This window comes from Pseudomonas sp. SbOxS1 (assembly GCF_013416725.1).
Classification (GTDB): domain Bacteria; phylum Pseudomonadota; class Gammaproteobacteria; order Pseudomonadales; family Pseudomonadaceae; genus Aquipseudomonas.
Window position 1 is genome coordinate 25,147 of the sequence record NZ_JAAVXC010000004.1, and the last position, 26,831, is coordinate 51,977.

24 protein-coding genes are annotated in these 26,831 nt (G+C 59.7%); 13 read left to right on the forward strand and 11 right to left on the reverse strand.

The genetic code is table 11. The annotated features are described in order from the left end of the window. Positions 1–210 precede the first annotated feature (210 nt). Genes HFK74_RS06295 through sdhC form a run of 4 tightly spaced genes read right to left on the reverse strand, consistent with a single transcriptional unit; the run spans position 211 to position 3,439 of the window. Complete coding sequence (locus HFK74_RS06295) at positions 211–915, reverse strand: succinate dehydrogenase iron-sulfur subunit (RefSeq protein WP_008063297.1); 705 nt, start codon at positions 913–915, stop codon at positions 211–213. Positions 916–926: 11 nt separating this feature from the next. After that, positions 927–2,699, reverse strand: coding sequence for a succinate dehydrogenase flavoprotein subunit (gene sdhA, locus HFK74_RS06300; protein WP_008063296.1), 1,773 nt, complete (start codon positions 2,697–2,699; stop codon positions 927–929). Positions 2,700–2,702: 3 nt separating this feature from the next. After that, positions 2,703–3,071: a succinate dehydrogenase, hydrophobic membrane anchor protein gene (gene sdhD, locus HFK74_RS06305; RefSeq protein WP_180202788.1), complete on the reverse strand. Its 369-nt coding sequence runs from the start codon at positions 3,069–3,071 to the stop codon at positions 2,703–2,705. After that, positions 3,065–3,439 carry a succinate dehydrogenase, cytochrome b556 subunit gene (gene sdhC / locus HFK74_RS06310; RefSeq protein WP_016773673.1) on the reverse strand — a complete coding sequence of 125 codons (375 nt, stop codon included), beginning with the start codon at positions 3,437–3,439 and terminating at the stop codon, positions 3,065–3,067. The genes sdhD and sdhC overlap by 7 nt, the downstream gene beginning before the upstream one ends. 363 nt (positions 3,440–3,802) lie before the next feature. Here sdhC and gltA point away from each other — a divergent pair, with 363 nt between their 5' ends. Next, the gene (gene gltA / locus HFK74_RS06315) at positions 3,803–5,092 is read left to right on the forward strand and encodes a citrate synthase (protein WP_007959044.1); all 1,290 of its coding nucleotides are present in this window, start codon (positions 3,803–3,805) and stop codon (positions 5,090–5,092) included. Positions 5,093–6,162: 1,070 nt separating this feature from the next. Here gltA and HFK74_RS06320 read toward each other — a convergent pair. The 3 genes from HFK74_RS06320 to HFK74_RS06330 form a co-directional block, all read right to left on the reverse strand. Then, positions 6,163–7,821 (reverse strand): cation acetate symporter, encoded by a 1,659-nt coding sequence (locus HFK74_RS06320; protein ID WP_180202789.1) that lies wholly within the window; start codon positions 7,819–7,821, stop codon positions 6,163–6,165. Further along, a complete protein-coding gene (locus HFK74_RS06325; protein ID WP_180202790.1) occupies positions 7,818–8,129 on the reverse strand; it encodes a DUF485 domain-containing protein in 312 nt (103 codons plus the stop codon). The genes HFK74_RS06320 and HFK74_RS06325 overlap by 4 nt, the downstream gene beginning before the upstream one ends. A 240-nt stretch (positions 8,130–8,369) precedes the next feature. Next, positions 8,370–9,221, reverse strand: a complete 852-nt coding sequence (locus tag HFK74_RS06330) for a glycine betaine ABC transporter substrate-binding protein (RefSeq protein ID WP_008061176.1) — start codon at positions 9,219–9,221, stop codon at positions 8,370–8,372. 288 nt (positions 9,222–9,509) lie between these two features. On the opposite strand from HFK74_RS06330, the gene HFK74_RS06335 reads away from it, so the two are divergent. Continuing rightward, a complete protein-coding gene (locus tag HFK74_RS06335) occupies positions 9,510–11,105 on the forward strand; it encodes a beta (1-6) glucans synthase (protein ID WP_180202791.1) in 1,596 nt (531 codons plus the stop codon). Between the two features lie 152 nt (positions 11,106–11,257). Here the strand turns inward: HFK74_RS06335 and HFK74_RS06340 are convergent, their stop codons facing one another. Beyond that, positions 11,258–11,626 (reverse strand): hypothetical protein, encoded by a 369-nt coding sequence (locus HFK74_RS06340; protein ID WP_180202792.1) that lies wholly within the window; start codon positions 11,624–11,626, stop codon positions 11,258–11,260. Positions 11,627–11,849: 223 nt separating this feature from the next. On the opposite strand from HFK74_RS06340, the gene HFK74_RS06345 reads away from it, so the two are divergent. Both HFK74_RS06345 and HFK74_RS06350 read left to right on the forward strand, forming a co-directional pair. Further along, positions 11,850–13,148 (forward strand): serine/threonine protein kinase, encoded by a 1,299-nt coding sequence (locus HFK74_RS06345; protein ID WP_180202793.1) that lies wholly within the window; start codon positions 11,850–11,852, stop codon positions 13,146–13,148. Continuing rightward, the gene (locus HFK74_RS06350) at positions 13,141–13,929 is read left to right on the forward strand and encodes a VacJ family lipoprotein (protein ID WP_180202794.1); all 789 of its coding nucleotides are present in this window, start codon (positions 13,141–13,143) and stop codon (positions 13,927–13,929) included. Before HFK74_RS06345 ends, HFK74_RS06350 begins: the two co-directional genes overlap by 8 nt. Positions 13,930–14,119: 190 nt before the next feature. On the opposite strand, the gene HFK74_RS06355 is transcribed toward HFK74_RS06350, so the two are convergent. Further along, positions 14,120–15,034, reverse strand: coding sequence for a DUF808 domain-containing protein (locus tag HFK74_RS06355; protein ID WP_180202795.1), 915 nt, complete (start codon positions 15,032–15,034; stop codon positions 14,120–14,122). Positions 15,035–15,168: 134 nt separating this feature from the next. Here HFK74_RS06355 and HFK74_RS06360 point away from each other — a divergent pair, with 134 nt between their 5' ends. Then, the gene (locus tag HFK74_RS06360; RefSeq protein ID WP_180202796.1) at positions 15,169–15,774 is read left to right on the forward strand and encodes a TetR/AcrR family transcriptional regulator; all 606 of its coding nucleotides are present in this window, start codon (positions 15,169–15,171) and stop codon (positions 15,772–15,774) included. Between the two features lie 100 nt (positions 15,775–15,874). Here HFK74_RS06360 and HFK74_RS06365 read toward each other — a convergent pair whose 3' ends face one another. Beyond that, the gene (locus HFK74_RS06365) at positions 15,875–16,333 is read right to left on the reverse strand and encodes a transposase (protein ID WP_180202797.1); all 459 of its coding nucleotides are present in this window, start codon (positions 16,331–16,333) and stop codon (positions 15,875–15,877) included. Between the two features lie 211 nt (positions 16,334–16,544). After that, a complete protein-coding gene (locus HFK74_RS06370; RefSeq protein WP_180202798.1) occupies positions 16,545–16,985 on the reverse strand; it encodes a heme-binding protein in 441 nt (146 codons plus the stop codon). Positions 16,986–17,253: 268 nt separating this feature from the next. Here HFK74_RS06370 and gcl point away from each other — a divergent pair, with 268 nt between their 5' ends. From gcl to HFK74_RS06410, 8 genes are all read left to right on the forward strand, one after another. After that, complete coding sequence (gene gcl, locus HFK74_RS06375) at positions 17,254–19,029, forward strand: glyoxylate carboligase (RefSeq protein ID WP_180202799.1); 1,776 nt, start codon at positions 17,254–17,256, stop codon at positions 19,027–19,029. 135 nt (positions 19,030–19,164) lie between these two features. Then, on the forward strand, positions 19,165–19,947 hold the full coding sequence (gene hyi / locus HFK74_RS06380; protein WP_008026777.1) for a hydroxypyruvate isomerase: 783 nt from the start codon (positions 19,165–19,167) through the stop codon (positions 19,945–19,947). Positions 19,948–20,094: 147 nt separating this feature from the next. Further along, the gene (locus HFK74_RS06385; protein WP_180202800.1) at positions 20,095–20,988 is read left to right on the forward strand and encodes a 2-hydroxy-3-oxopropionate reductase; all 894 of its coding nucleotides are present in this window, start codon (positions 20,095–20,097) and stop codon (positions 20,986–20,988) included. A 68-nt stretch (positions 20,989–21,056) separates the two neighbouring features. Beyond that, a complete protein-coding gene (locus tag HFK74_RS06390) occupies positions 21,057–22,331 on the forward strand; it encodes a glycerate kinase (protein ID WP_180202801.1) in 1,275 nt (424 codons plus the stop codon). Then, positions 22,328–23,743, forward strand: coding sequence for a pyruvate kinase (gene pyk / locus HFK74_RS06395; RefSeq protein ID WP_180202802.1), 1,416 nt, complete (start codon positions 22,328–22,330; stop codon positions 23,741–23,743). The genes HFK74_RS06390 and pyk overlap by 4 nt, the downstream gene beginning before the upstream one ends. A gap of 114 nt (positions 23,744–23,857) precedes the next feature. Beyond that, positions 23,858–24,772: an urea transporter gene (locus tag HFK74_RS06400; protein ID WP_180202803.1), complete on the forward strand. Its 915-nt coding sequence runs from the start codon at positions 23,858–23,860 to the stop codon at positions 24,770–24,772. A 21-nt stretch (positions 24,773–24,793) separates the two neighbouring features. Further along, on the forward strand, positions 24,794–25,618 hold the full coding sequence (locus HFK74_RS06405) for an ion transporter (protein ID WP_180202804.1): 825 nt from the start codon (positions 24,794–24,796) through the stop codon (positions 25,616–25,618). A gap of 104 nt (positions 25,619–25,722) precedes the next feature. Beyond that, complete coding sequence (locus HFK74_RS06410; protein ID WP_180202805.1) at positions 25,723–26,718, forward strand: sulfate ABC transporter substrate-binding protein; 996 nt, start codon at positions 25,723–25,725, stop codon at positions 26,716–26,718. The last annotated feature ends 113 nt before the right edge of the window (positions 26,719–26,831 follow it).

Sequence of the window (26,831 nt, forward strand, 5' to 3'; positions counted from 1 at the left end):
CGAGCAAACTTGCAGAAGTCCGAATGCAGCGACCAAAACAAGCCACTAGGATCACACTGATAGTCCGGGTACCAGCCCGGATGCCCCTGCTTGTCTCATTTCTTCAAAATAAGAGCCGCAGCCTTTTAAGCTGCTGCTCAGGTTAAAACTACGGCGCCGGTTGAAGCCTGCGCCGCAGCATCTACGGGTACAACGGGTACAGCAGCTGAATCACACGCCGCTGGAGAGCAGCATGTTACGGATGTGACCAATGGCCTTAGTCGGGTTCAGGCCTTTGGGACATACGTTGACGCAGTTCATGATCCCGCGGCAGCGGAATACGCTGAACGGGTCATCGAGCGAAGCCAGACGCTCGGACGTCTTGGTGTCACGGCTGTCTGCCAGGAAGCGGTACGCTTGCAGCAGGGCAGCTGGACCCAGGAACTTGTCCGGGTTCCACCAGAAGGACGGGCACGAGGTCGAGCAGCAGGCGCACAGGATGCACTCGTACAGACCGTCGAGCTTTTCACGCTCTTCAGGGGACTGCAGACGCTCGATGGCCGGAGCCGGCGTGTCGTTCTGCAGGTAAGGCTTAACCTTTTCGTATTGCTTGTAGAAGATGCTCATATCGACGACCAGGTCACGGATAACCGGCAAACCTGGCAGCGGACGAACGATCAACTTGTTACCTTTTACGACGGCAGACAGCGGCGTGACGCACGCCAGGCCGTTTTTGCCGTTGATGTTCATGCCGTCGGAACCGCAAACACCTTCACGGCAAGAGCGACGATAGGAGAAACCTTCGTCCTGCTCTTTGATCAGGGCCAGTACGTCCAGCACCATCAGGTCTTTACCACCGGTATCGACCTGGAATTCCTGCATGAACGGCGCAGCGTCCTGATCAGGGTTGTAACGATAAACACTGACTTGCAACATGGCGGCCACCCTTAATAAGTCCGAATCTTAGGTTCAAAAGTCGGAACAGTCTTCGGCGAGAAGTTCACGGCACGCTTGGCAACGCGCTTCTCACCCGGGAAGTACAGGGTGTGGCACAGCCAGTTTTCGTCGTCACGATCTTCGAAGTCTTCACGGGCGTGAGCACCGCGGGACTCTTTACGTACTTCGGCAGCGATGGCGGTGGCTTCGGCCACTTCCAGCAGGTTCTGCAGTTCCAGAGCTTCGATACGCGCAGTGTTGAACGCCTGCGACTTGTCGTTGATCTTCACGTTGGCGATGCGCTTGCGCAGATCGGCCAGCTGGGCAATACCCTTCTGCATGTATTCGCCGGTACGGAATACACCGAAGTAGTTCTGCATGCAGCTTTGCAGCTCGCGACGCAGGGTTGCCACGTCTTCGCCATCAGTACGCTCGTTCAGAGCGGCAAGGCGCGACAGGGCCGCGGTGATGTCGGCTTCGGTGGCGTCGTCGTATTCGATACCGTCGGTCAGCGCCTTTTCCAGGTGCAGGCCGGCAGCACGGCCGAAGACCACCAGGTCGAGCAGCGAGTTGCCGCCCAGACGGTTGGCACCGTGAACCGATACGCAAGCCACTTCGCCTACAGCGAACAGGCCTGGGATGATGGTGTCCACGCCTTCGGCGTCCTGGGTGATCGCCTGGCCGTGAATGTTGGTGGCAACGCCGCCCATCATATAGTGGCAGGTCGGAACAACCGGAACTGGAGCGACAACCGGGTCAACGTGCGCGAAAGTCTTCGACAGTTCGCAGATGCCTGGCAGACGGCTGTGCAGCACTTCCTCGCCCAGGTGGTCGAGTTTGAGCATCACGTGGTCGCCATTCGGACCGCAACCGTTGCCAGCGATGATTTCCTTAACCATCGAGCGGGCTACAACGTCACGACCGGCAAGGTCCTTGGCGTTCGGAGCATAACGCTCCATGAAACGCTCGCCGTGCTTGTTGATCAGGTAACCACCTTCACCACGGCAACCTTCGGTTACCAGTACACCGGCGCCGGCGATGCCGGTCGGGTGGAACTGCCACATTTCGATGTCTTGTACCGGAACGCCAGCACGCAGGGCCATGCCAACGCCGTCGCCGGTGTTGATCAGGGCGTTGGTGGTGGACGCATAGATACGACCTGCACCGCCGGTGGCCAGAACGGTAGCCTTGGCACGGATGTAGGTGGTTTCGCCGGTTTCGATGCAGATGGCGATAACGCCGACGAATTCGCCAGCCTGGTTTTTCACCAGGTCAACGGCGTAGTACTCGTTCAGGAACGTGGTACCGGCTTTCAGGTTGCCCTGATAAAGGGTGTGCAGCAGCGCGTGACCGGTACGGTCGGAAGCGGCGCAAGTACGAGCAGCCTGCCCGCCTTTACCGTAATCCTTCGACTGACCGCCGAACGGACGCTGGTAGATACGGCCGGTTTCGGTACGCGAGAACGGCAGGCCCATGTGGTCCAGCTCGAAAACGGCGGCCGGGCCTTCCTGACACATGTATTCGATAGCGTCCTGGTCACCGATGTAGTCGGAACCCTTGACGGTATCGTACATGTGCCAGCGCCAGTCATCGTTCGGGTCAGCGGACGCGATGGCGCAGGTGATGCCGCCCTGGGCGGATACGGTATGCGAACGGGTCGGGAAAACCTTGGTGATTACCGCAGTCTTGTGACCGCCTTGCGCCAGTTGCAGCGCAGCGCGCATGCCGGCACCGCCACCACCAATAATGATGGCGTCGAAAGAAATCGTTGGAATGTTAGCCATGAATCAGATACCCCAGAGAATCTGCACGCCCCAGACGAAGTAAGCGAACATCGCAACGCCGCATACTGCCTGGAAGAGGAAACGTATAGCCGTTGCGGACTTGCCGAACGCCATTGGCGTCAGGTAGTCGGTCGCGATGGTCCACATGCCGACCCAGGCGTGAGCGCCGAGGGCAACGAGGGCCAGGAGGCTGAAGATACGCATCCAGTTACTGGCGAACAGTTCATGCCATTGGGCATACTCGAGGCCAGGATGGGCCACGACGTATCCGATCAGGAAGATGAAGTAAGCCGCGAGAACGACCGCAGACACACGTTGCGCCATCCAGTCATAGAGGCCCGAACGCGACAGGTTCGTGACGTTAGTTACCATATCCAAACTCCTGCCAGAACGATTACCACCACGGAAACGGCGATAACGATTTTCGAGCCCAGCTTGCCGCCTTCCAGCGTCTCACCGATGCCCATGTCCATGATCAAGTGGCGCACACCGGCTACCAAGTGATACAGCAAGGCGGACAGGATGCCCCAAATCACTAGCTTGGCTAGCGGACTGGTCAGACACGCTTTCACCTGACCGAAGCCTTCCTCGGAGCTCAGCGACTTGTCCAATGCGTAAAGCATGATGGCAAGGCACACGAAGAGGATGACACCGGAGATACGGTGAAGAATGGACGTGTAAGCAGTGACTGGGAGTTTGATGGTCCTTAGGTCTAGGTTTACAGGTCGTTGGCTTTTCACGGCTTTTTTTTCACACTGAAGAGCCCCTAACAATCAGGGCAAAGTTGTTGGGGAGCGCACTGGTCAGGTAACCACTACCCAGGGAGGCGACCCCCAATAACGCAAGCCCAAAAGCCCTTGGCGGTCGGTGGCCGAGTATAGACAGTTAGGCTACTAATGACAACGGACATACCTTCCCAAAACGGCGCATTGCGCAACACGTATAAAAGGCGTAAATGGCGGTCAATTTCGATAAAAAAGTAGGGTTAAAGCCTTCTGGAGCAAGACTTTAGGCAAATTGACATTCAAATTTATCTCACTATAGTGGTGCGGGCCCTGCGTGGGGGGTCTGTCTGATGATTTCAAGCATAAATAGGAGGCCACATGGCTGACAAAAAAGCGCAGTTGATCATCGAGGGCGCAGCCCCCGTCGAGCTGCCCATTTTAACCGGCACCGTTGGTCCCGATGTTATCGATGTTCGGGGCCTGACGGCCACGGGCCGCTTCACTTTCGACCCCGGTTTCATGTCGACCGCTTCCTGCGAATCGAAGATCACCTATATCGACGGCGACAACGGCATCCTGCTGCACCGCGGCTACCCGATCGAACAGCTGGCTGAAAAGTCGGACTACCTGGAAACCTGCTACCTGCTGCTCAACGGCGAACTGCCGACCGCAGAACAGAAGGCCCAGTTCGTCGGCACCGTGAAGAACCACACCATGGTTCACGAGCAGTTGAAGACCTTCTTCAACGGTTTCCGTCGCGACGCCCACCCGATGGCCGTCATGTGCGGCGTAGTCGGCGCCCTCTCGGCCTTCTACCACGACTCCCTGGACATCAATAACCCGCAGCATCGCGAAATCTCCGCGATCCGCCTGGTTGCCAAGATGCCAACCCTGGCCGCGATGGTTTACAAGTACTCCATGGGTCAACCCATGATGTACCCGCGCAATGACCTGTCGTATGCGGAAAACTTCCTGCACATGATGTTCAACACCCCGTGCGAGATCAAACCGATCAGCCCGGTACTCGCCAAGGCCATGGACCGGATCTTCATCCTCCATGCCGACCACGAGCAGAACGCATCGACTTCCACCGTACGCCTGGCAGGCTCCTCGGGTGCCAACCCGTTCGCCTGTATCGCTGCCGGTATCGCTGCACTGTGGGGCCCTGCCCACGGCGGCGCCAACGAAGCCGTACTGACCATGCTCGACGAAATTGGCGATGTCTCGAACATCGACAAATTCATCGCCAAGGCCAAGGACAAGAACGATCCGTTCAAGCTGATGGGCTTCGGTCACCGCGTTTACAAAAACCGCGACCCACGCGCCACCGTGATGAAGCAGACCTGCGACGAAGTGTTGAAGGAACTGGGCATCCAGAACGATCCGCAACTCGAACTGGCCATGCGCCTGGAAGAGATCGCCCTGACCGACCCGTACTTCATCGAACGCTCGCTGTACCCGAACGTCGACTTCTACTCGGGGATCATCCTCAAGGCGATCGGCATTCCAACCAGCATGTTCACCGTGATCTTCGCCCTGGCGCGGACCGTCGGCTGGATCTCCCACTGGAAGGAAATGCTCTCCAGCCCGTACAAGATTGGCCGTCCACGCCAGCTGTACACCGGCTACGAGTCGCGTGACATCACCAAGCTGGAAGACCGCAAGTAAGATCTTTCTTGCGATAGCGTGTTGAGTTGTACCGGGAACGGCCTCTATATATAGGGGCCGTTTTTGTTTGTGCGATGGTGGCTGTTTGGGATTGGGGTTGGGGTTGGATACATATCCATTCCTGCGGTAACGGCCACCTGCGGTTTCGCTCTTACTGTAGGAGCCCGGCTTGCCGGCGAAGGCGTCCTGACGACCAATGGGTTTTTGTTGACTGAGTACATATCCATTCCTGCGGTAACGGCCACTTAGGGTTTCGCCCTTACGGCGAGTCACTTGGAAAAGCCCCAAGTAACCAAGGGCTCTTGCCCCTGGCGTTCGGCCCCTCGCTGGGGCAAGAAAATCAAAAACCAGATCAAGATCAAACGCGAAAGCGAGGCGGCCTTAAAGCCGACCTGATTACAGGCTTGTCCCCGATCCCCTGTGGGAGCCAGCCTGCTGGCGATGGACTTACAGGCAACGTGTTCATCCAGACGTCGCGCGTTATCGTTGACGTCCATCGCCAGCAGGCTGGCTCCCACAGGGAATTGGGGGTATCTACAAAAATCATGTCGGCCGCAGCCCCCATCACGGGCAACTCCTCCTACAAATACACTTTGGCGCACACCCGCCCCTCACCACTCATCAGGCCGAGCGTTAGCTCGCCTCCAGCTTTTGATCTTGATCTACCCGCCCCTTCGGAAGGCTGAGTGGAGGTGTTCATCCGGGGATTGGCGCGCAGCGCCGTTCGACGCAGTCGAACACATCGCATGTAGGTGCCAGCGAAGCCAACCGGAGGGCGATGCCCCCGGATGAATGCCAGAGCGAAGGAACGCCGAGCCTTAGCGAGGGGCCGGACGCTGGGGCGAGCGTTTTTTTGCTTACTTTTTTTTGGCGCTTGTAAAAAAAGTGAGTCGCCGTAAGGCGAAACCATAAGTGGCCGTTACCGCAGGAATGGATATGTACTCGCCCAACAACACCCAGGTCGGCTGTAAGGCCGCCTAAACGTCCGATAACCGCCCAATAAAAAATGCCCCAATCTCTCGACCAGGGCATTTCTGTTTAACCCAACCTACACAGACAAACCTGAAGCCTTAGTGCGAAACCGCCCCACTCGCCCCCAAACCAGTCTGCGAACGAACGAACTGCGGGAAGAACAGCGCCCGCTCGTTATCGGCCGCAGTCGACTTGTCGGTAATCGAGAAGAACCAGATCCCGACAAAGGCAATGATCATCGAGAACAGCGCCGGGTACTCATACGGGAAGATCGCCTTCTCGTGATGCAGGATCTGCACCCAGATGGTTGGCCCAAGGATCATCAGGCCCACTGCACTCACCAAGCCCATCCAGCCGCCGATCATCGCACCGCGGGTGGTCAGCTTCTTCCAGTACATGGAAAGCAGCAGGACCGGGAAGTTGCAGCTCGCCGCGATGGAGAACGCCAGGCCCACCATGAACGCGATGTTCTGGCTTTCGAACAGGATGCCCAGGGCAATCGCCAGCACCGCCAGGGCGATAGTGGTGATTTTCGAGACGCGGATCTCATCCTTCTCGTTGGCCTTGCCCTTCTTGATCACGCTGGCGTACAGGTCGTGGGACACCGCCGAGGCACCAGCCAGGGTCAGGCCGGCAACCACTGCCAGGATGGTCGCGAACGCTACCGCCGAGATGAAGCCCAGGAAGATACTGCCACCGACCGCATTGGCCAGGTGCACCGCCGCCATGTTGTTACCGCCCAGCAACGCGCCAGCCGCGTCTTTGAAGGCAGGGTTGGTGCTGACCAGCAGGATCGCGCCGAAGCCGATGATGAAGGTCAGGATATAGAAGTAGCCAATGAAGCCGGTTGCGTACAGCACGCTCTTGCGTGCTTCTTTCGCGTCACCCACGGTGAAGAAGCGCATCAGGATGTGCGGCAGGCCCGCGGTACCGAACATCAGTGCCAGCCCCAGGGAGAACGCGGAGATCGGATCTTTCACCAGACCGCCCGGGCTCATGATCGCTTCACCTTTAGGGTGAACCTTGATCGCCTCGGAGAACAGCATGTTGAAGTCGAAGTTGACGTGCTTCATTACCATCAGCGCCATGAAGGAGGCGCCGGACAGCAGCAATACAGCCTTGATGATCTGCACCCAGGTGGTCGCCAGCATGCCGCCGAACAACACGTAGGCACACATCAGGATACCGACCAGAATCACCGCTACGTGGTAGTCGAGACCGAACAGCAGCTGGATCAGCTTGCCGGCACCGACCATTTGCGCGATCAGGTAGAACGCCACCACCACCAGCGAACCGCAAGCGGACAGCGAGCGAATCTGGGTTTGCCCGAGGCGATAGGACGCCACGTCGGCAAAGGTGTATTTACCCAGGTTACGCAGGCGCTCGGCGATCAGGAACAGAATGATCGGCCAGCCCACCAGGAAGCCGATCGAGTAGATCAGGCCATCGTAGCCAGAGGTGAATACCAGCGCGGAAATACCCAGGAAGGACGCCGCCGACATGTAGTCACCGGCAATCGCCAGGCCGTTCTGGAAACCGGTGATCTTGCCGCCCGCCGCGTAGTAGTCGGAGGCCGACTTGTTTTTCTTGGACGCCCAGTAGGTGATGCACAGAGTTGCACCGACGAATGCGACGAACATCAGGATTGCGGACACGTTAAGCGGTTGTTTCTGCACGGCGCCGGTCAGGGCGTCAGCCGCCCAGGCGCCCGGTGCGAATGCTGCGATGCTCAAGAGAGCCATTAGACGCCGGATCATTGCTGAGCCTCCTTGAGAATCGCATTGTTCAGGTCGTCGAATTCGCCATTGGCGCGTCGCACGTAGATACCGGTCAGGATGAAGGCCGAAACAATCAGCCCGACACCGATCGGTATGCCCCAGGTAATCGATGACTCAGGGCTGATTTTCGCCCCCAGTACATGCGGCCCGTAAGCAATCAGAAGGATGAATCCGGAGTAAAGCCCTAGCATGACCGCCGAAAGAATCCAGGCGAATCGTTCCCTCTTGCTAACCAGCTCCTTGAATCGCGGGCTGTTTTGAATCGAGAGGTAAATGCTGTCGTTCATTGTTTTTATCCTCGCAGCACAGATTTAGTTGGAACGGTATCCACTCTATGCGGCTGCGAGCCGGGTTCCAGACGACCTTAGTCTTAGAGCCACGTGACGTATTTGCCAATTTCCAGCACACCTGAAACAACTGTAGGAGCGAGCTTGCTCGCGAAGGCGGCGTAACAGACAACAATGATGTTGAATGTCATGACCCCTTCGCGAGCAAGCTCGCTCCTACAGGGTGCAGCGAGATGCCTGTTACTTGATCCAGTCAGCCACGCGCTCCGGGTGCTTGGCGACCCAATCCTTGGCCGCCGCTTCAGGCTTGGCGCCTTCCTGGATGGCCAGCATGACTTCGCCGATTTCGTCTTTCGAAGCCCACTGGAAGTTCTTCAGGAACTTGGCCACTTCCGGTGCCTTGGTCGCCAGCTCTTTGCTGCCGATGCTGTTCACGGTTTCAGCCGCGCCATACACGCCTTTCGGGTCTTCCAGGAAACGCAGTTTCCACTTGGCGAACATCCAGTGCGGCACCCAACCGGTGACGGCAATGGATTCGTTTTTCTTCTCGGCACGGGTCAGCTCGGCAATCATGCCGGCGCCGGAACTGGCCTTGAGTTGATAACCGGTCAGGTCGTAGTCCTTGATCGCCTGCTCGGTCTTGAGCATCACGCCTGAACCGGCGTCGATGCCGACGATGCGTTTCTTGAAGCTGTCATCGGTTTTCAAGTCTTCAAGGGACTTGGCCTTGACGTACTCCGGCACGATCAGGCCGATTTTCGCGTCCTTGAAGTTCGGGCCATAGTCGACGACCTGGTCCTTGTTCTTGGCCCAGTAATCGCCGTGGGTCACCGGTAGCCAGGCCGACAGCATGGCGTCGAGCTTGCCGGTGGCCACGCCCTGCCACATGATCCCGGTGGCGACGGCTTGCAGCTTCACATCATAATTCAACTTCTGCTTGATCACTTCAGCGGCCACGTGAGTAGTCGCGACGCTGTCGGACCAGCCGTCAACGTAACCGATGCTCAGGGTCTTGTTCTCGGCATTGGCGAATGTGGAGCCCATCGCAAGCACCAGAGCGGCACCCGCGCCTAAAAGTCGTCGCATCTTCATCGTTACTTCCCCGAAAGTGCTGCGCTCGACGGATGCCGAGTCGCGTCAACGTATAGTTATAGTGCACAGCGCCCCCATCACGCCCCACCGCAAACTCGTTCGAACGTCAGTGGAGTACTGACACTAGCGATCATCAACCTGACGCTATCGGCGACCTGCTCTGCCAGCGACCTCAAGGCAGCGAGAAACGACATCAGAAAGCCATTAACGTTGAGCGCGTGAAACCTCCCGGGCAATCCGCCCGAACTTTGCATGTCAAAATCATGCAGGCCACCAAGCGTGCGACAAATGCAGGTAACATGCGCCGCTTTGCTCCCAGACGGCCCGACCATGCCTGCGACATCGCGCTTTCCTTTTTTTGCTTATCTATTCGCCTGCCTGCTGGGGCTGTTTGCCCTGGGTGGCTTCTGGTACGGCCTCGGCAAACCGGTGATCCTGCCGGACGTCGCCAGCGCGACGCACAAGTTGCAATGCGCCTCCTACACCCCGTTCGACAAGGACCAGTCGCCGTTCGACGTGCCGTTCAACCTGCGTCCCGAGCGCATGGATGCCGACCTCGCGCTGCTGGCAACTCGCTTCGAATGCATTCGAACCTATTCGATGACCGGGCTCGAAGCGCTGCCGGACCTGGCGCGCAAGCACGGGCTGAAAATGATGATCGGCGCCTGGATCAACAGCAATCCGGTGGACACCGAAAAGGAAGTCGACCTGCTGATCGCCTCGGCCAACGCCAACGCAGACGTGGTCAGCGCGGTGATCGTCGGCAATGAAACCCTGCTGCGCAAGGAAGTCACCGGCGCCCAGCTGGTGAAGCTGATCAACAAGGTCAAGAGCCAGGTCAAGCAACCCGTTACCTATGCGGATGTGTGGGAGTTCTGGCTCAAGCACCCGGAGATCGCACCGGCCGTGGATTTCCTGACCATCCACTTGCTGCCGTATTGGGAAGATGACCCGTCGAACATCGATGCCGCACTGCAACATGTGGCGCAAGTGCGCCAGGTGTTCGGCAACAAGTTCGCCCCCAAGGACGTGATGATTGGCGAAACTGGCTGGCCGAGCGAAGGCCGCCAGCGTGAAACCGCGCTGCCGAGCCGGGTCAATGAAGCCCGGTTCATTCGTGGTTTTGTCGCCATGGCCGAGCAAAATGGCTGGCACTACAACCTCATCGAAGCCTTTGACCAGCCGTGGAAACGGGCCAGCGAGGGGGCTGTCGGCGGTTATTGGGGGCTGTTCGATGCCGATCGCCAGGACAAGGGCGTGCTCGCAGGGCCGGTGACCAACGTGCCGTACTGGTCGCAGTGGCTGGTGGTGGGCGGCTTGATCTTCCTCGCAACACTGATCCTCGGCGGACGCGTGAACAACACGCGCTCCGCTCTGATCTTGCCTCTGCTCGGCGCACTGGCGGCCTGTTCGATAGGCGCCTGGGGCGATCTGGCACGGGTCACCACGCGCTTTACCAGTGAGTGGTTGTGGGTTGCTGTGCTGACCGCGTTGAATGTGTTGGTGCTGGCCCATGCCGCGCTGACGCTGAGCCCTCGCACCGGCTGGCGTGGCTGGGCGTTCAATGCGTTGGAACGCCGGGCTGGCTGGATACTGGCAGTGGCGGGATTTGCCGCGGCGGTGATGATGCTGGAACTGGTGTTCGATCCGCGTTATCGGAGTTTCCCAAGCGTCGCCTTCATCCTGCCAGCGCTGGTTTACCTGTGTCGCCCGGTGAGCGTGCCGCGTCGGGAGATCGCCTTGCTGACCTTTATCATCGGTGCCGGCATCGCGCCGCAGCTGTATAGGGAAGGATTGCAGAACCAGCAGGCCTGGGGATGGGGGTTGGTGAGCGTGTTGATGGTGGCGGCATTGTGGCGCAGCTTGCGGGTTCGCAAGGCTTAAGCTTTCAGCGAGCTTCCCGGCCTCTTCGCGGGCAAGTCGAATCGTCGCACCGCCACTCCCACAGGATTTGTGTCGATCGCACAAAATGTGTACGACTCTAATCCTGTGGGAGCGGCGGTGCGACGATTCGACTTGCCCGCGAAGGCTATCTATCAGGCGCTATGGGAGGCCCTGACCAACCGCAACCCGGCAATCACCACCGCAAACACCGCCATCGTCGTGTTGTACAACGCCAGCGCCGGAAACCCCAGCACCAGCGCCAGTGCCGCCAACCACCACCCCGCCCGCCCGGGCAACACAAAACCGATCACGGCGGCGGCCAACGCCCCCCAGCCCAACACCTGGAAATGAATCATCAGGCCCAGGTTCGAACGCACCTGGCATTCCCAGCGGCTTGCCTCATCCACGCAGATGCCAACCCACTGCGCGTCTTCCATGAAGCCATAACGCGCGCCATAACTGGCGGCCAGCCAGAGGGGCAGCAGGACAAGCAGCAGAATCACGGGCAGACGGCGGGACATGGAGCACTCCAATACACGAAAACGGCGGCCAGCTTAATCGCCCGGCAGCCCGACGCAAGCAATAACAACGGTTAACTGGTCATTCATTCACTGCAAAGTGTATCGTCGAGCTACTATTACTCGGAATTCAGGCCTGTTTGGTGCCGATGCGTGGCACTTTGGCGCAGATCCAATGGTCATAGCCTGCGAACTTCATTCGGCACCTTCTCTAAGGGATCTAGTCATGCTCCGTTCCTTGCGCTTCGCCGCCCTGTTTGGCGGCCTTATCTTGAGTGCGTCCGCACTGGCGGTCGATATCGACGCCGCCAGTTATGGCTACCCCTTGACCAACCCGTTTGAGGCGACGATTGCCACGACGCCGCCGGACTTGCGTCCGGAACTGCCGCTGGACGACGACATCGACCAGGCGGATCGCAGCGTCACCTTGCGTCCAGAACGCGCGTTCGAACTGCCGGACAACTTCTGGCCAGTGAAGAAACTCACCTATCGCATTGCCACCCAGGATAAAGCCGCGCCGTTGATTTTCCTGATCGCCGGCACCGGTGCGCGCTACGACAGCAGCCTCAACGAATACCTGAAAAAGCTCTATTACAAGGCCGGGTACCACGTGGTGCAGTTGTCGTCGCCCACCAGCTTCGATTTCATGAGCGCCGCCTCACGCTTTGCCACGCCCGGCATCACCAAGGACGATGCTGAAGACATGTATCGGGTGATGCAGGCGGTGCGGGCGCAAAACCCGAAACTGCCCGTCACCGATTACTACCTGACGGGCTACAGCCTGGGCGCACTGGACGCGGCGTTCGTCGCGCACCTGGACGAAACCCGCCGCAGCTTCAACTTCAAGAAAGTCCTGCTGCTCAATCCCCCGGTCAATCTCTACACCTCGATCACCAACCTGGACAAGCTTGTACAAACGGAAGTCAAGGGCATCACCAACACCACCACCTTCTATGAGCTGGTGCTGAACAAACTCACCCGTTACTTCCAGCAGAAGGGCTATATCGATCTCAACGACGCCCTGCTCTACGACTTCCAGCAGTCCAAGCAGCACCTGAGCAACGAACAGATGGCCATGCTGATCGGCACCTCGTTCCGTTTTTCGGCCGCCGACATCGCCTTTACTTCGGACCTGATCAACCGTCGCGGCCTGATCACTCCACCGAAAACGCCCATTACAGAAGGCACCAGCCTCACGCCGTACCTCAAGCGTGCGCTGCAGTGCGACTTCGACTGCTACATCACCGAACAAGTGATCCCGATGTGGCGCGCCCGCACCGACGGCGGCAGCCTGCTGCAACTGATCGACCAGGTGAGCTTGTATGCCTTGAAAGACTACTTGCACGACAGCCCGAAAATCGCCGTGATGCACAACGCCGACGATGTGATCCTCGGCCCTGGAGACCTCGGTTTCCTGCGCAAGACGTTTGGCGATCGCCTGACCGTGTACCCGCTGGGCGGCCACTGCGGCAACCTTAACTACCGCGTCAACAGCGACGCCATGCTGGAGTTCTTCCGTGGCTAAATACCTCCTGCTCATCGCCGCGCTCCTCAGTGCAGGCATTGCCCACGCGGACAACAGCAAAGCCAACGCCCCTGTCGTCATCGACAGCGACGGTTTCAAGGAACCCCTGAGCAAACTCAAGTTCAACCCGGGCCTGGACCAGCGCGAATTCGAACGCTCGACGCTCAGCGCCCTGAACGTCTACGACCCCCTGGAGCAGTGGAACCGCCGCGTCTACCACTTCAACTACCGGTTCGACCAATGGGTATTCCTGCCGGTGGTCGACGGCTATCGCTACATCACGCCGAGCTTCCTGCGCACCGGCGTCAGCAATTTCTTCAACAACCTCGGCGACGTACCGAACCTGCTCAACAGCCTGTTGCAGTTCAAGGGCCAGCGTTCGATGGAAATCACCGGCCGGCTGCTGCTCAACACCACCATCGGCATCGCCGGCCTGTGGGACCCGGCCACCGCCATGGGCCTCCCGCGCCAGAACGAAGACTTCGGCCAGACCCTGGGCTTCTATGGTGTTCCGGGCGGCGCCTACTTCGTACTGCCGATCCTTGGACCGTCCAACCTGCGTGACACGGGCGGATTGGTGGTCGACTTCAGTGCCGAGAATGCAATCAACTTCCTCAACGTGGCCGAAGTCAGCTCCAACCATCCGGAAGTGTGGATCCTGCGTGGCATCGACAAGCGCAATCAGACCAGCTTCCGTTATGGCCAGCTGAACTCGCCGTTCGAGTACGAGAAGGTGCGCTACGTGTACACCGAGTCGCGCAAGTTGCAGATCGCCGAGTAATTACGGCGAACATAAAGCACTGTAGGAGTGAGCCTGTGTGGTGAGGGGATTTATCCCCGTTCGGCTGCGAAGCAGTCGCTAAGCCAGACAATTCGGTGTGCCTGAAGGAATGCTGGGGCCGCTTCGCGGCCCAACGGGGATAAATCCCCTCACCACACAGGCTCACTCCTACATTTGTTATGCGTTGCTCTTAGCCTTTCAGCGCTTTCCAGATTTTGCTGACGGCCATCACCCCCACCAAAACCACCGCCCCCGCCACAATCCCCGCCACGGCATTGAGCAGCGTCGGCACGATAAACCCGGCACCGCCGGCGCCTGCGCTGACAGTTTCGATCCAGTGATGCACCACCGGAACACCGTGGGTAAGGATGCCACCACCGACCAGGAACATCGCCGCCGTACCAATCACCGACAGGCTTTTCATCATGTACGGTGCCGCGCGCAGGATGCCGCCGCCTATGCTTTTGGCTATCTGCCCCGGTTTCTGGGTCAGCCACAGGCCCAGGTCGTCGAGCTTGACGATGCCCGCCACCAGCCCGTAGACACCAACCGTCATGACGATGGCGATGCCCGAGAGCACGATGACTTGTTGGGTCAGCGCCGAATCGGCCACGACGCCGAGGGTGATGGCGATGATCTCCGCCGAGAGAATGAAGTCGGTGCGGATCGCGCCCTTGATCTTGTCCTTTTCGAACGCCACCAGATCGACCGCCGGATCCGCCACGGCCTCGACCAGTTCGGCATGTTCGGCCTGGTCTTCCGCCTTGCTGTGCAGGAACTTGTGGGCGAGCTTCTCGAACCCTTCGAAGCACAGGTAAGCGCCACCGACCATCAACAACGGCGTAACCAGCCACGGGATGAACGCGCTGATGGCCAAAGCCGACGGCACCAGGATCAGTTTATTGACGAACGAGCCCTTGGCGACCGCCCAGACTACCGGGATTTCCCGCTCGGCACGCACGCCGCTGACCTGCTGGGCGTTGAGCGCCAGGTCATCGCCCAGCACCCCGGCGGTCTTCTTGGCGGCCATTTTAGTCATCAACGCCACATCGTCCAGCACCGCGGCGATGTCGTCGATCAGCACGAGCAAACTGCTTCCTGCCATGAATCGGCTTTCCTTCTTGAGTGAATGCCGTGCAGCATAGCGCGGCCCGACGCCGCGCGGAGCATTCTTGAGCGGTGCCGAAGGCCGGTGATACCATGCGCCACCGCCAGTACAGGCAAGGAACCCCCTGGTTTATGAGCACCATCCGCGAGCGCAACAAACAACTGATCCTGCGTGCCGCCAGTGAAGAATTTGCCGACAAGGGCTTCGCTGCGACCAAAACCAGTGACATCGCAGCCAAGGCGGGATTGCCCAAGCCCAACGTCTACTACTACTTCAAATCCAAGGAAAACCTCTATCGCGAGGTCCTGGAAAGCATCATCGAGCCGATCCTGCAGGCCTCGACGCCGTTCAACCCCGAGGGCGTGCCCAGTGAAGTGCTGAGCGGCTACATCCGCTCGAAAATCCGCATCTCCCGCGACCTGCCTTTCGCCTCCAAGGTGTTCGCCAGCGAAATCATGCACGGTGCCCCGCACCTGAGTTCCGACCTGGTCGAACAGCTCAACGGCCAGGCCAAGCACAACATCGACTGCATCCAAACCTGGATCGACCGTGGCCAGATTGCGCCCATCGACCCCAATCACCTGATGTTCAGCATCTGGGCCGCGACCCAGACCTACGCCGACTTCGACTGGCAAATCACCGCCATCACCGGCAAGGCCAAGCTGGACGAAGAGGATTATGAAGCGGCGGCGCAGACCATCATCCGGTTGGTGCTCAAGGGGTGTGAGCCGGACTGATGGACCGCGGTGCGGCTATCGCGAGCAGGCTCACTCCTACAGGGAGATGGATTTTCTGTAGGAGTGTGCCTGCTCGCGATGAAGGCAACTCGATTTCAGCTCAAACCCAAACAGCATCCCACAACGGATAATCGCCAAGCCTCTCGACCAGTCCAGCCCGTAACGGGTTGGCTACTACATATCGAGCCAGCTTCACCAAATCCTCTTCCCGTCGCAGTGCCCGATCATGAAATCCTCTCTGCCAGATACTGGTGCTTCGACCGGTAGACTGCTTTATGGCTTTGGTACTCATCGACTTGGTTTTTTGCATCAATTCACTCAGAGATCCCTTCTGCAACTCAATTAACCAGTGAAAATGATCTGGCATGACCACCCAGGCCAACGAGTTCGCAAAACCTAGATTCTGTGCATTGCGAAATTGATCGACCACCAGCCGGCCCAAGGTGAAATCCTTGAAAACGGGGACTCTGTGAGCTGTGTTGGTGGTTAACAGGTAAATTCGGCTGGTTTCTGCATAGCGACCGATTCGCAATCGATTTGCGGCAGGTAAATCCGGCATTCCATTGCCTCCCATGATCAAGTCATGGGAAGACTAGCTCTGTGGATTCGAGTGGGTGGGGCAATCTGTTGTCTAGGTGTGTCTGGTAGATAGCTATCGCGAGCAGGCTCACTCCTACAGTGGATTTGTGGCGTTCAGACATTTTGTGTCCAACCCCCGATCCTTGTAGGAGTGAGCCTGCTCGCGATGGCTTTGGATCAGGCGCTACAGATCAAGCAGCAACCCCAGCATCCGCCCTCAACCCCAACGCCTCGATCGCATTGATCGCACACTGCTCATCAACATCCGACAAATCCCCGCTGATCCCCACCGCCCCCAACACATTCCCGCCCTGATCCCGGATCAGCACACCGCCCGGTGCCGGCACGACGCTGCCCTGCCCCAGGCTATTCAATGCCGCGATGAATGCCGGACGCTGTTGGGCGTCCAGTGCCAGCAGGCGTGAGCCTTTGCCCAGGGCGATGGCGCCCCAGGCCTTGCCGATGGCGACGTGCGGGCGCAGCAGGCTGGCGCCATCCTCGCGCTGCAAGGCGATCAGGTGCCCGCCGGCATCCAGCACTGCAATGGTCAGGGGTGCCGCGGAGATGGCGCGCCCTGCGTTGATGGCTTCGTTGACCAGGTTAACTGCGACTTTCAAGGTTAAAGCGCTCATGGTGCCGTCCTCATTTTGTTTTTCGGAAAGCCGGTGACCTGCTTCGTTCTGCCGCAGGCCGATGCAACAAATAGAACACAATGAATTATTTTTTTGTATACAATAATTCTCGAAAAGCGCCGCATGCGACGAAAAGCCACAGTAGAACGGGCTTCCGACGAATGAAACGACCGCTTGAGAAAATGGATTGACCTGCGCCGTCCGCCGTGAATACACTCTGCGCAAAGCCACTTGTATACAATTACAAAACGTAAAGAGGCACAAAACCATGAGCAAAATGAGAGCAATCGAAGCCGCCGTTCTGGTGATGCGCCGTGAAGGGGTTGATACCGCTTTTGGCATCCCCGGTGCCGCCATCAACCCGCTGTACTCCGCCCTGCAAAAGGTCGGCGGCATCGATCACGTACTCGCTCGCCACGTTGAAGGCGCCTCGCACATGGCCGAGGGCTACACCCGCACCAAGGCTGGCAACATCGGCGTGTGCATCGGCACCTCCGGCCCTGCCGGTACCGACATGGTCACCGGGCTCTATAGCGCCTCGGCCGACTCGATTCCAATCCTCTGCATTACCGGCCAGGCACCCCGCGCCCGTATGCACAAGGAAGACTTCCAGGCTGTCGACATCACCAGCATCGTCAAGCCAGTGACCAAGTGGGCAACCACCGTCCTGGAACCGGGCCAGGTGCCTTACGCGTTCCAGAAAGCGTTCTATGAAATGCGCTCCGGCCGTCCAGGCCCAGTGCTGATCGACCTGCCGTTCGACGTACAGATGGCGGAAATCGAATTCGACATCGACGCCTACCAGCCGTTGCCATTGGCCAAACCAACCGCTAGCCGCGTTCAAGTCGAGAAGGCCTTGGCCTTGCTGGACCAGGCCGAGCGCCCATTGCTGGTGGCCGGCGGCGGCATCATCAACGCCGACGCCAGCGACCTGCTGGTGGAATTTGCCGAACTGACCGGCATCCCGGTCATCCCGACCCTGATGGGCTGGGGCACCATCCCGGACGATCACCCATTGATGGTGGGCATGGTGGGTCTGCAAACCTCGCACCGTTATGGCAACGCCACGATGCTGAAGTCCGACGTAGTACTGGGTATCGGTAACCGTTGGGCCAACCGTCACACCGGTTCGGTCGACGTCTACACCGAAGGCCGCAAGTTCATTCACGTCGACATCGAAGGCACGCAGATCGGTCGCGTATTCACCCCGGACCTGGGCATCGTGTCCGACGCCGCCGCCGCGCTGACCGTGTTCATCGAAGTCGCTCGCGAGTGGCAAGCTGCCGGCAAGCTGAAAAACCGTAGCGCCTGGCTGCAAGACTGCCAGCAGCGCAAGGCCAGCCTGCAGCGCAAGACCCACTTCGACAACGTGCCGGTCAAGCCGCAGCGCGTTTACGAAGAGATGAACCAGGTGTTCGGCAAAGACACTTGCTACGTCAGCACCATTGGCCTGTCGCAGATTGCCGGCGCGCAGTTCCTGCACGTCTACAAGCCGCGCCACTGGATCAACTGTGGTCAGGCAGGCCCTCTGGGCTGGACCATTCCTGCCGCGCTGGGCGTGGTCAAGGCTGACCCGAGCCGCAAAGTCGTGGCCCTGTCGGGGGACTATGACTTCCAGTTCATGATCGAAGAACTGGCGGTGGGTGCGCAGTTCAAGCTGCCGTACATTCATGTGGTGGTGAACAACTCGTACTTGGGCCTGATCCGTCAGGCGCAGCGCGGGTTCGAGATGGACTACTGCGTGCAGCTGTCCTTCGACAACCTGAACGCACCGGAACTCAACGGTTATGGCGTCGATCACGTCGCAGTGGCCGAAGGCCTGGGCTGCAAGGCACTGCGTGTGTTCGAACCGACTGACATCGCCCCTGCCCTGCGCAAGGCGCAAGAGATGATCGAAGAGTTCAAGGTTCCGGTGATCGTCGAGATCATCCTGGAGCGCGTGACCAACATTTCCATGGGCACCGAGATCAACGCCGTCAACGAATTCGAAGACCTGGCGCTGGTCGGCAACGATGCGCCAACGGCGATTTCGTTGCTCGACTGATTGATCGCCCCCCCTGTGGGAGCGAGCCTGCTCGCGATGAGGCCGGTACATTCAACATCAATGTTGACTGACATTACGCTATCGCGAGCAGGCTCACTCCTACAGGGGGCCTACACAAATTTACGGGAGACCACCATGCCGCGTTTCGCAGCCAACCTGTCCATGCTGTTCACCGAACAGGACTTTCTCGCCCGTTTCGAAGCGGCCGCCAAGGCCGGCTTCAGTGGTGTCGAGTACCTGTTCCCGTACGACTTCAGCTCTGCCGAAATCAAGGCCAAGCTCGACGCCAACGGTCTGACCCAAGTGCTGTTCAACCTGCCGGCCGGTGACTGGGCCAAGGGCGAGCGCGGTATCGCCTGCCTGCCGGATCGGGTTGAAGAGTTCCGCGCCGGTGTCGACCTGGCGATCGCCTACGCACAAGTGCTGGGCAACACCCAGGTCAACTGCCTGGCCGGCATCCGCCCACAAGGCGTTGACGATGCCACCGTGGAAAAAACCTTCGTCGCCAACCTCAAGTACGCGGCCGACAAGCTGCAAGCGGCGGGCATCAAGCTGGTGATGGAAGCGATCAACACCCGTGACATCCCAGGCTTCTACCTGAACAACACGGCGCAAGCCCTGTCGATTCGCGAGCAGGTCGGCAGTGCCAACCTGTTCCTGCAATACGACATCTATCACATGCAAATCATGGAGGGCGACCTGGCCCGCACCCTGCAATCGCACCTGGGCGAAATCAACCATGTGCAGCTGGCAGACAACCCGGGGCGCAACGAACCGGGCACCGGTGAAATCAACTACCGCTTCCTGTTCGAACACCTGGACCGCATCGGGTATCAGGGCTGGGTCGGTTGCGAATACAAGCCGTTGACCACCACTGAAGCGGGTTTGGGCTGGCTCAAAACCCATAACGCGATCTGATCCGAGACCGCGTCATCGTTCTTCGCGGGCAAGCCTCGCTCCTACGGGATAGGGGGTTGTCTGTAGGAGCGAGGCTTGCCCGCGAAGGCGCCCTCGCTGACACCCCCACGAATTTTGCGAACAAAGCAATAAAAAGAGGATTTTCTCATGGCTAAAATCGGATTTATCGGCACCGGCATCATGGGCCACCCAATGGCGTTGAACCTGCAGAAAGCCGGTCACAGCCTGTTCCTGTCGGCGCACCACGATGCCGCCCCTGCCGACCTGGTTGCCGGTGGCGCCGTCGCCCTGGCGAACCCGAAGGAAGTGGCCCAGGAAGCCGAGTTCATCATCGTCATGGTGCCGGATACCCCGCAGGTCGATGACGTGCTGTTCCGCGCCGACGGCGTTGCTGCCGGTGTTGGCAAAGGCAAAGTTGTGATCGACATGAGCTCGATCTCGCCGACTGCCACCAAGGCTTTCGCCGCCAAGATCAACGAAAAAGGCGCCCAATACCTCGACGCGCCAGTGTCCGGCGGTGAAGTCGGCGCCAAGGCGGCGACCCTGAGCATCATGGTCGGCGGCGATGCCGATGCCTTCGAACGCGCGCTGCCGCTGTTCCAGGCCATGGGCAAGAACATCACCCTGGTGGGCGGCAATGGTGACGGTCAAACCGCCAAAGTGGCGAACCAGATCATCGTCGCGCTGAACATCCAGGCCGTAGCCGAAGCCCTGCTGTTCGCTTCCAAGAACGGTGCCGATCCAGCCAAGGTGCGTGAAGCACTGATGGGCGGTTTCGCTTCGTCGAAGATCCTCGAAGTGCACGGCGAGCGCATGATCAAGGGCACCTTCGATCCAGGCTTCCGCATCAGCCTGCACCAGAAGGACCTGAACCTGGCCCTGCAAGGCGCCAAGGAACTGAACATCAACCTGCCAAACACCGCCAACACCCAGCAAGTGTTCAGCACTTGCGCGGCCATCGGTGGCAGCAACTGGGACCACTCGGCGCTGATCAAGGGCCTGGAACACATGGCGAATTTCTCGATTCGCGATAAGAACTAAGCCCTGCCCCGCCCCTATAAGAGCGAACCGAGTTGCCCCTCCAATAACAAGAATTCCGGGAGCCCGCCATGTCGGTCGATCCGCAACAATTGCTGCGTGAGCTGTTCGCCACAGCCATCGACGCGGCCCATCCGCAACAAGTCCTCGAAGCCCATCTGCCTGCCGACCGCAGTGGTCGGGTGATCGTCATCGGTGCCGGCAAAGCCGCGGCCGCCATGGCCCAGGTGGTCGAGCGTTGCTGGCAGGGTGATGTGTCTGGCCTCGTGGTGACGCGTTACGGTCACGGCGCCCCCTGCGAAAAAATCGAAGTGGTTGAAGCCGCGCATCCGGTTCCGGATGCCGCCGGTCTGGCCGTGGCCAAACGCGTGCTGGAACTGGTCAGCGACCTCACCGAACAAGACCGCGTGATATTCCTGCTTTCCGGCGGCGGCTCTGCGCTACTCGCCCTGCCGGCTGAAGGCATCACCCTGGCCGACAAGCAATCGATCAACAAAGCCCTGCTCAAATCCGGCGCGACCATTGGCGAGATGAATTGCGTACGCAAACACCTCTCGGCGATCAAGGGCGGCCGCCTCGGCAAGGCTTGCTGGCCAGCCACTGTTTATACCTATGCGATTTCCGATGTACCGGGCGACCTCGCCACGGTCATCGCCTCCGGCCCTACCGTGGCCGACCCGAGCACTTCGGCCGAAGCGCTGGCGATCCTCAAGCGCTACAACATCGAAGTGCCTGCCTCTGTGCGCACCTGGCTGCAAAGCCCGGAATCGGAAACCGTCAAACCCGGCGATCCGAGCCTGGCCCGCAGTCACTTCCAGCTGATCGCCCGCCCGCAGCAATCCCTGGAAGCCGCGGCGGTGAAGTGCCGTCAGGCCGGGTTCAGTCCGCTAATCCTCGGCGACCTCGAAGGCGAATCCCGCGAGGTGGCGAAAGTCCACGCCGGCATCGCCCGACAGATCGTCCAGCACGGTCAGCCGCTGGCCGCGCCCTGCGTGATTCTCTCTGGCGGCGAAACCACGGTCACCGTTCGCGGCAGCGGCCGTGGCGGGCGTAACGCCGAGTTCCTGCTCAGCCTGACCGACAGCCTCAAGGGCTTGCCCGGCGTCTATGCCCTGGCCGGTGACACCGATGGCATCGACGGTTCCGAAGACAACGCCGGGGCAATCATGACCCCGGACAGTTACGCCCGCGCCGCGGCCCTCGGCTTGAGCGCCAGCGATGAATTGGACAACAACAATGGCTACGGCTATTTCGAGGCGCTGGATGCACTGATCGTCACCGAGCCGACCCGCACCAACGTCAACGACTTCCGCGCCATCCTGATTCTTGAGAGCCCTAAACCATGACGCCTGACAAAAAGGTCAAGATCCTCGCCACCCTCGGCCCCGCCACCAACGGGATCGATGACATTCGTCAACTGGTGCAAGCCGGAGTCAACATCTTTCGCCTGAACTTCAGCCACGGCGATCACGCCGACCATGCTAAACGCTACCAGTGGATCCGTGAAGTCGAGCGCCAGCTGAATTATCCGCTGGGCATTCTGATGGACCTGCAAGGGCCGAAACTGCGGGTCGGCAAATTTGCCGCCGGCAAGGTGCAACTGCATCGCGGGCAAGCCCTGCGCCTGGACCTCGATGCCACGCCGGGCGATGAACGCCGGGTCAACCTGCCGCACCCGGAAATCATCGCGGCGCTGGAGCCGGGCATGGATCTGCTGCTGGACGACGGCAAGCTGCGCCTGCGGGTGGTCACCAAGTACGCCGACGCCATCGATACCACCGTGCTCAATGGCGGCGAACTGTCGGACCGCAAGGGCGTGAACGTGCCGCAAGCGGTGCTCGACCTGAGCCCGCTGACCGCCAAGGACCGTCGCGACCTGAGCTTTGGCCTCGAACTGGGGGTGGACTGGGTGGCCCTGTCGTTCGTGCAACGTCCTGAAGACATCCGCGAGGCCCGTGCCCTGATCGGCGACAAGGCGTTCCTGATGGCCAAGATCGAGAAGCCGTCAGCGGTCACGCAATTGCGCGAAATCGCCGAATTGAGCGACGCGATCATGGTCGCCCGCGGTGACCTGGGCGTGGAAGTGCCGGCCGAAAGCGTGCCGCAGATCCAGAAAAACATCATCGCTACCTGTCGCCAGCTCGGCAAACCGGTGGTGGTGGCGACGCAGATGCTCGAATCGATGCGTTTCTCCCCGGCGCCCACCCGCGCCGAAGTCACCGATGTCGCCAATGCGGTGGCCGAAGGTGCCGACGCGGTGATGCTGTCGGCGGAAACCGCCTCCGGCGAATACCCGCTCGAAGCCGTGCAGATGATGAGCAAGATCATCCGCCAGGTGGAAAATGGCCCGGACTATCAGAACCAACTGGACGTCAGCCGGCCGAAAGCCGAAGCGACTGTTTCCGATGCGATCAGCTGCGCGATTCGCCGCATCAGTAATGTGTTGCCGGTGGCGGTATTGGTGAACTACAGCGAGTCCGGCACCTCGAGTTTGCGCGCGGCGCGGGAGCGGCCGACGGTGCCGATCCTCAACCTGACGCCGAACCGGCAAACCGCTCGTCGCCTGACCGTGGCCTGGGGTGTGCACTCGGTGGTCAACGATCGCCTGCGCCAGGTGGACGAAGTGTGCTCTACGGCGCTGGAAATTGCCCAGGCCCAGGGCATGGCGCAGCGTGGCGATACGTTATTGATCACTGCGGGTGTGCCGTTTGGGCAGCCGGGGTCGACTAACTCTTTGCGTATCGAGACGTTGATCTAGAACGCACACCGGCCTCTTCGCTGGCAAGCCAGCTCCTACAGGAATGCGCTGCCCCTGTAGGAGCTGGCTTGCCAGCGAAGCAGGCGACTCGGCCCCCTTTGACACACTGAAAAAATGCCTGCCAATCACTTCAACACCCACTGCCCCGACTGGGCCGAGGCCTTGCTCAACGGCTTCAGTCAAATCTTCCTCCAGCGTCATCCGCTGTTTGGCCTGCTGTGCCTGCTCGCCATCCTGTTTACCGCGCCAGCCTTGCTCGGCGGTGCGCTGCTTGGCGGCGTCGCCGGGTTGCTCACCGCGCAACGTCGCGGCTACGCCAAGGCCGATCGCCAAGCCGGGCTCTACAGTTACAACGGCGTCTTGCTGGGCTTGCTGGTCAGCCTGTATTTCCCATGGTCAGCGATGTCGCCGCTGCTGATCCTCGCCGCTGGCGGCCTGAGCGCCATGCTCACGCAACAGTGGCTCAAACGCGCCCGTTTCAGCCAATACCTGCCCGCCTATACCGCGCCTTTCGTGGTGCTCAGCTGGGTGCTGCTGTGCTTCGCCACGCCCTCGACCGAGGCGCATCTGATCGAAGTCAGCACGCTGAACATGCTCGCCGCCCCCCTCAAAGGCCTCGGCCAGGTGATGTTCCTCGGTCATCCGCTGGCTGGTGCAATGATTGCCGCCGGCTTGCTGATCGCCGACCGTCGCGCCTTCTGCTGGGCGTTGCTGGCGTCCGTCGCGGGCATGGGTTGGAGCCTGCTGCACCACGACTTCTACACCGCACTGCTGGGCCTGGGTGGCTATAACGCCGTGCTCGCCGCCCTCGCCTTCAGCGCGCAGCGCCAGCAACGCTGGCTGCCACTGGCCGGCATTGCCTTTGCGCTGCTGCTGACGCCAATGTTTGCCGCGATTGGGCTGCCCACGCTGACTGCGCCGTTCATCCTCGCCTGCTGGCTGATCCGTACGGCCGCTCAAGTGTTCGGCAAAGCGACGGGCGCCACTGCGCCTTGCGCTCCCGGGGAGAATCAACCTAGGCTGCGCTGATCATTGAGTCAGGCGTTATCCATGGACAGCAGCAAACACTGGCGTGAAGACCTCTACGTCATGATTTTCCAGAGCGACACCAAGGCGGGTCGGCGCTTCGACGGCATTTTGCTGTTGATCATCCTCGCCAGCCTGGTGATCGTGATGCTCGACAGCATCGATACCGTTCACCGTAACTACGCCGACGTGCTGGCGTATATCGAGTGGGGCTTCACCGTCATCTTCGCCATCGAATATGGCCTGCGCCTGTACTGTTCGCCCAAGCCCCTGCGCTACGCCTTCAGCTTCTATGGGCTGGTGGATTTGCTGGCGATCGTGCCCGGCATACTGGCGTTGTATTACGCCGATGCGCAGTACCTGTTGATTATCCGGATCATCCGGATGCTGCGGATTTTCCGCGTGCTCAAGCTCAGCCCTTACCTGAAGCAAGCCAACTACCTGATGTCTGCGCTGCGCGGCAGCAAGCAGAAGATCGTGGTGTTCCTGGTCAGCGTCTGCACCCTGGTGACGGTGTTCGGCACGCTGATGTACGTGATCGAAGGACCGGAGCACGGCTTTACCAGCATTCCCAAAGGCATCTACTGGGCCATCGTGACCCTGACTACCGTGGGTTTTGGCGACATCGTGCCAAAAACGCCATTGGGCCAGGTGATTTCCTCGCTGGTCATGATCACCGGTTATTCGATCATCGCCGTGCCCACCGGTATTTTCACCGCCGAACTGGCCAACGCGATGCGTGGCGAACAGCTGCAACATGATTGCCCGGTGTGCAAGAAGAACAACCACGAACACGGCGCCGCGTTCTGCTCTCGCTGCGGCAACGCATTGTTCAAGAAAATAGAATAAGCACAGAGCTTTTTAATCTTTAAACGACTATGCGAGCCCGGCTATAGTCGCTGGCAAATTGCCTCGTTGTTTACAAAAACATCTTCTCGAACAAGGAATTCGCAGTGAAAAAACTCTTTGGCGCCTCACTTCTGGCCGCTGGCCTGGCACTGGCCAGCGTGGCCCAGGCCGCACCGACCCTGCTCAACGTTTCCTACGACGTGATGCGTGATTTCTACAAGGACTACAACACTGCGTTCCAGAAACACTGGCAAGCGGAACACAACGAAAACATCACCCTGCAGATGTCCTTCGGTGGCTCCAGCAAACAGGCACGTTCGGTCATCGATGGCCTGCCCGCTGACGTGATCACCATGAACATGGCCACCGACATCAACGCCCTGGCCGATAACGGCAAACTGGTCCCGGACAACTGGGTCACCCGCCTGCCGAACAACAGCGCGCCGTTCACCTCGGCCACCGTGTTCATCGTGCGCAAAGGCAACCCCAAAGCCCTGAAAGACTGGCCGGACCTGCTCAAGGACGGTGTGCAGGTCATCGTGCCAAACCCGAAGACTTCAGGTAACGGCCGCTACACCTATCTCTCGGCCTGGGGCTACGTGCTGAAAAATGGCGGCGACGAAAACAAGGCCAAGGAGTTCGTCGGCAAGCTGTTCAAGCAGGCTCCGGTGCTCGATACCGGTGGCCGCGCCGCGACGACGACCTTCATGACCAACCAGATCGGCGACGTGCTGGTGACCTTCGAGAACGAAGCGGAGATGATCGCCCGCGAGTTTGGTCGCGATCAGTTCGAAGTCATCTACCCAAGCGTCTCCGCCGAAGCCGAGCCACCGGTGTCGGTGGTCGACAAGACCGTCGACAAGAAAGGCACCCGCGCCGCCGCCGAGGAATACCTGAAGTACCTGTGGTCGCCGCAAGGCCAGGAAATCGCCGCCGCCAACTACCTGCGTCCGCGTGACCCGGCCGTGCTGGCCAAGTACACCGACCGCTTCCCGAAAGTGGACTTCCTGTCGGTGGAGAAAACCTTTGGTGACTGGCGCACCGTGCAGAAAACCCACTTCAATGATGGCGGGATTTTCGATCAGATTTACGCCCAGTAACCACCACCTGTAGGAGCGAGCCTGCTCGCGATGGAAGCCGGGACAACGAGGGCATTCAGACAGCCCGCGTCATCGTTGACGTCCATCGCGAGTAGGCTCGCTCCTACAGTGTT

What these genes read in the sequence shown, in the direction of transcription:
- HFK74_RS06385 (WP_180202800.1), top strand. Translation starts at nt 20,095, where the DNA reads ATGGCTAAAATCGGATTTATCGGCACCGGCATCATGGGCCACCCAATG.
- HFK74_RS06355 (WP_180202795.1), bottom strand. Translation starts at nt 15,034, where the DNA reads ATGGCAGGAAGCAGTTTGCTCGTGCTGATCGACGACATCGCCGCGGTG.
- HFK74_RS06340 (WP_180202792.1), bottom strand. Translation starts at nt 11,626, where the DNA reads ATGTCCCGCCGTCTGCCCGTGATTCTGCTGCTTGTCCTGCTGCCCCTC.
- HFK74_RS06365 (WP_180202797.1), bottom strand. Translation starts at nt 16,333, where the DNA reads ATGCCGGATTTACCTGCCGCAAATCGATTGCGAATCGGTCGCTATGCA.
- pyk (WP_180202802.1), top strand. Translation starts at nt 22,328, where the DNA reads ATGACGCCTGACAAAAAGGTCAAGATCCTCGCCACCCTCGGCCCCGCC.
- HFK74_RS06400 (WP_180202803.1), top strand. Translation starts at nt 23,858, where the DNA reads ATGCCTGCCAATCACTTCAACACCCACTGCCCCGACTGGGCCGAGGCC.
- HFK74_RS06370 (WP_180202798.1), bottom strand. Translation starts at nt 16,985, where the DNA reads ATGAGCGCTTTAACCTTGAAAGTCGCAGTTAACCTGGTCAACGAAGCC.
- gltA (WP_007959044.1), top strand. Translation starts at nt 3,803, where the DNA reads ATGGCTGACAAAAAAGCGCAGTTGATCATCGAGGGCGCAGCCCCCGTC.
- HFK74_RS06360 (WP_180202796.1), top strand. Translation starts at nt 15,169, where the DNA reads ATGAGCACCATCCGCGAGCGCAACAAACAACTGATCCTGCGTGCCGCC.
- HFK74_RS06320 (WP_180202789.1), bottom strand. Translation starts at nt 7,821, where the DNA reads ATGATCCGGCGTCTAATGGCTCTCTTGAGCATCGCAGCATTCGCACCG.
- HFK74_RS06325 (WP_180202790.1), bottom strand. Translation starts at nt 8,129, where the DNA reads ATGAACGACAGCATTTACCTCTCGATTCAAAACAGCCCGCGATTCAAG.
- sdhA (WP_008063296.1), bottom strand. Translation starts at nt 2,699, where the DNA reads ATGGCTAACATTCCAACGATTTCTTTCGACGCCATCATTATTGGTGGT.
- HFK74_RS06335 (WP_180202791.1), top strand. Translation starts at nt 9,510, where the DNA reads ATGCAGGTAACATGCGCCGCTTTGCTCCCAGACGGCCCGACCATGCCT.
- hyi (WP_008026777.1), top strand. Translation starts at nt 19,165, where the DNA reads ATGCCGCGTTTCGCAGCCAACCTGTCCATGCTGTTCACCGAACAGGAC.
- HFK74_RS06390 (WP_180202801.1), top strand. Translation starts at nt 21,057, where the DNA reads ATGTCGGTCGATCCGCAACAATTGCTGCGTGAGCTGTTCGCCACAGCC.
- HFK74_RS06295 (WP_008063297.1), bottom strand. Translation starts at nt 915, where the DNA reads ATGTTGCAAGTCAGTGTTTATCGTTACAACCCTGATCAGGACGCTGCG.
- HFK74_RS06345 (WP_180202793.1), top strand. Translation starts at nt 11,850, where the DNA reads ATGCTCCGTTCCTTGCGCTTCGCCGCCCTGTTTGGCGGCCTTATCTTG.
- gcl (WP_180202799.1), top strand. Translation starts at nt 17,254, where the DNA reads ATGAGCAAAATGAGAGCAATCGAAGCCGCCGTTCTGGTGATGCGCCGT.
- sdhD (WP_180202788.1), bottom strand. Translation starts at nt 3,071, where the DNA reads ATGGTAACTAACGTCACGAACCTGTCGCGTTCGGGCCTCTATGACTGG.
- HFK74_RS06405 (WP_180202804.1), top strand. Translation starts at nt 24,794, where the DNA reads ATGGACAGCAGCAAACACTGGCGTGAAGACCTCTACGTCATGATTTTC.
- HFK74_RS06330 (WP_008061176.1), bottom strand. Translation starts at nt 9,221, where the DNA reads ATGAAGATGCGACGACTTTTAGGCGCGGGTGCCGCTCTGGTGCTTGCG.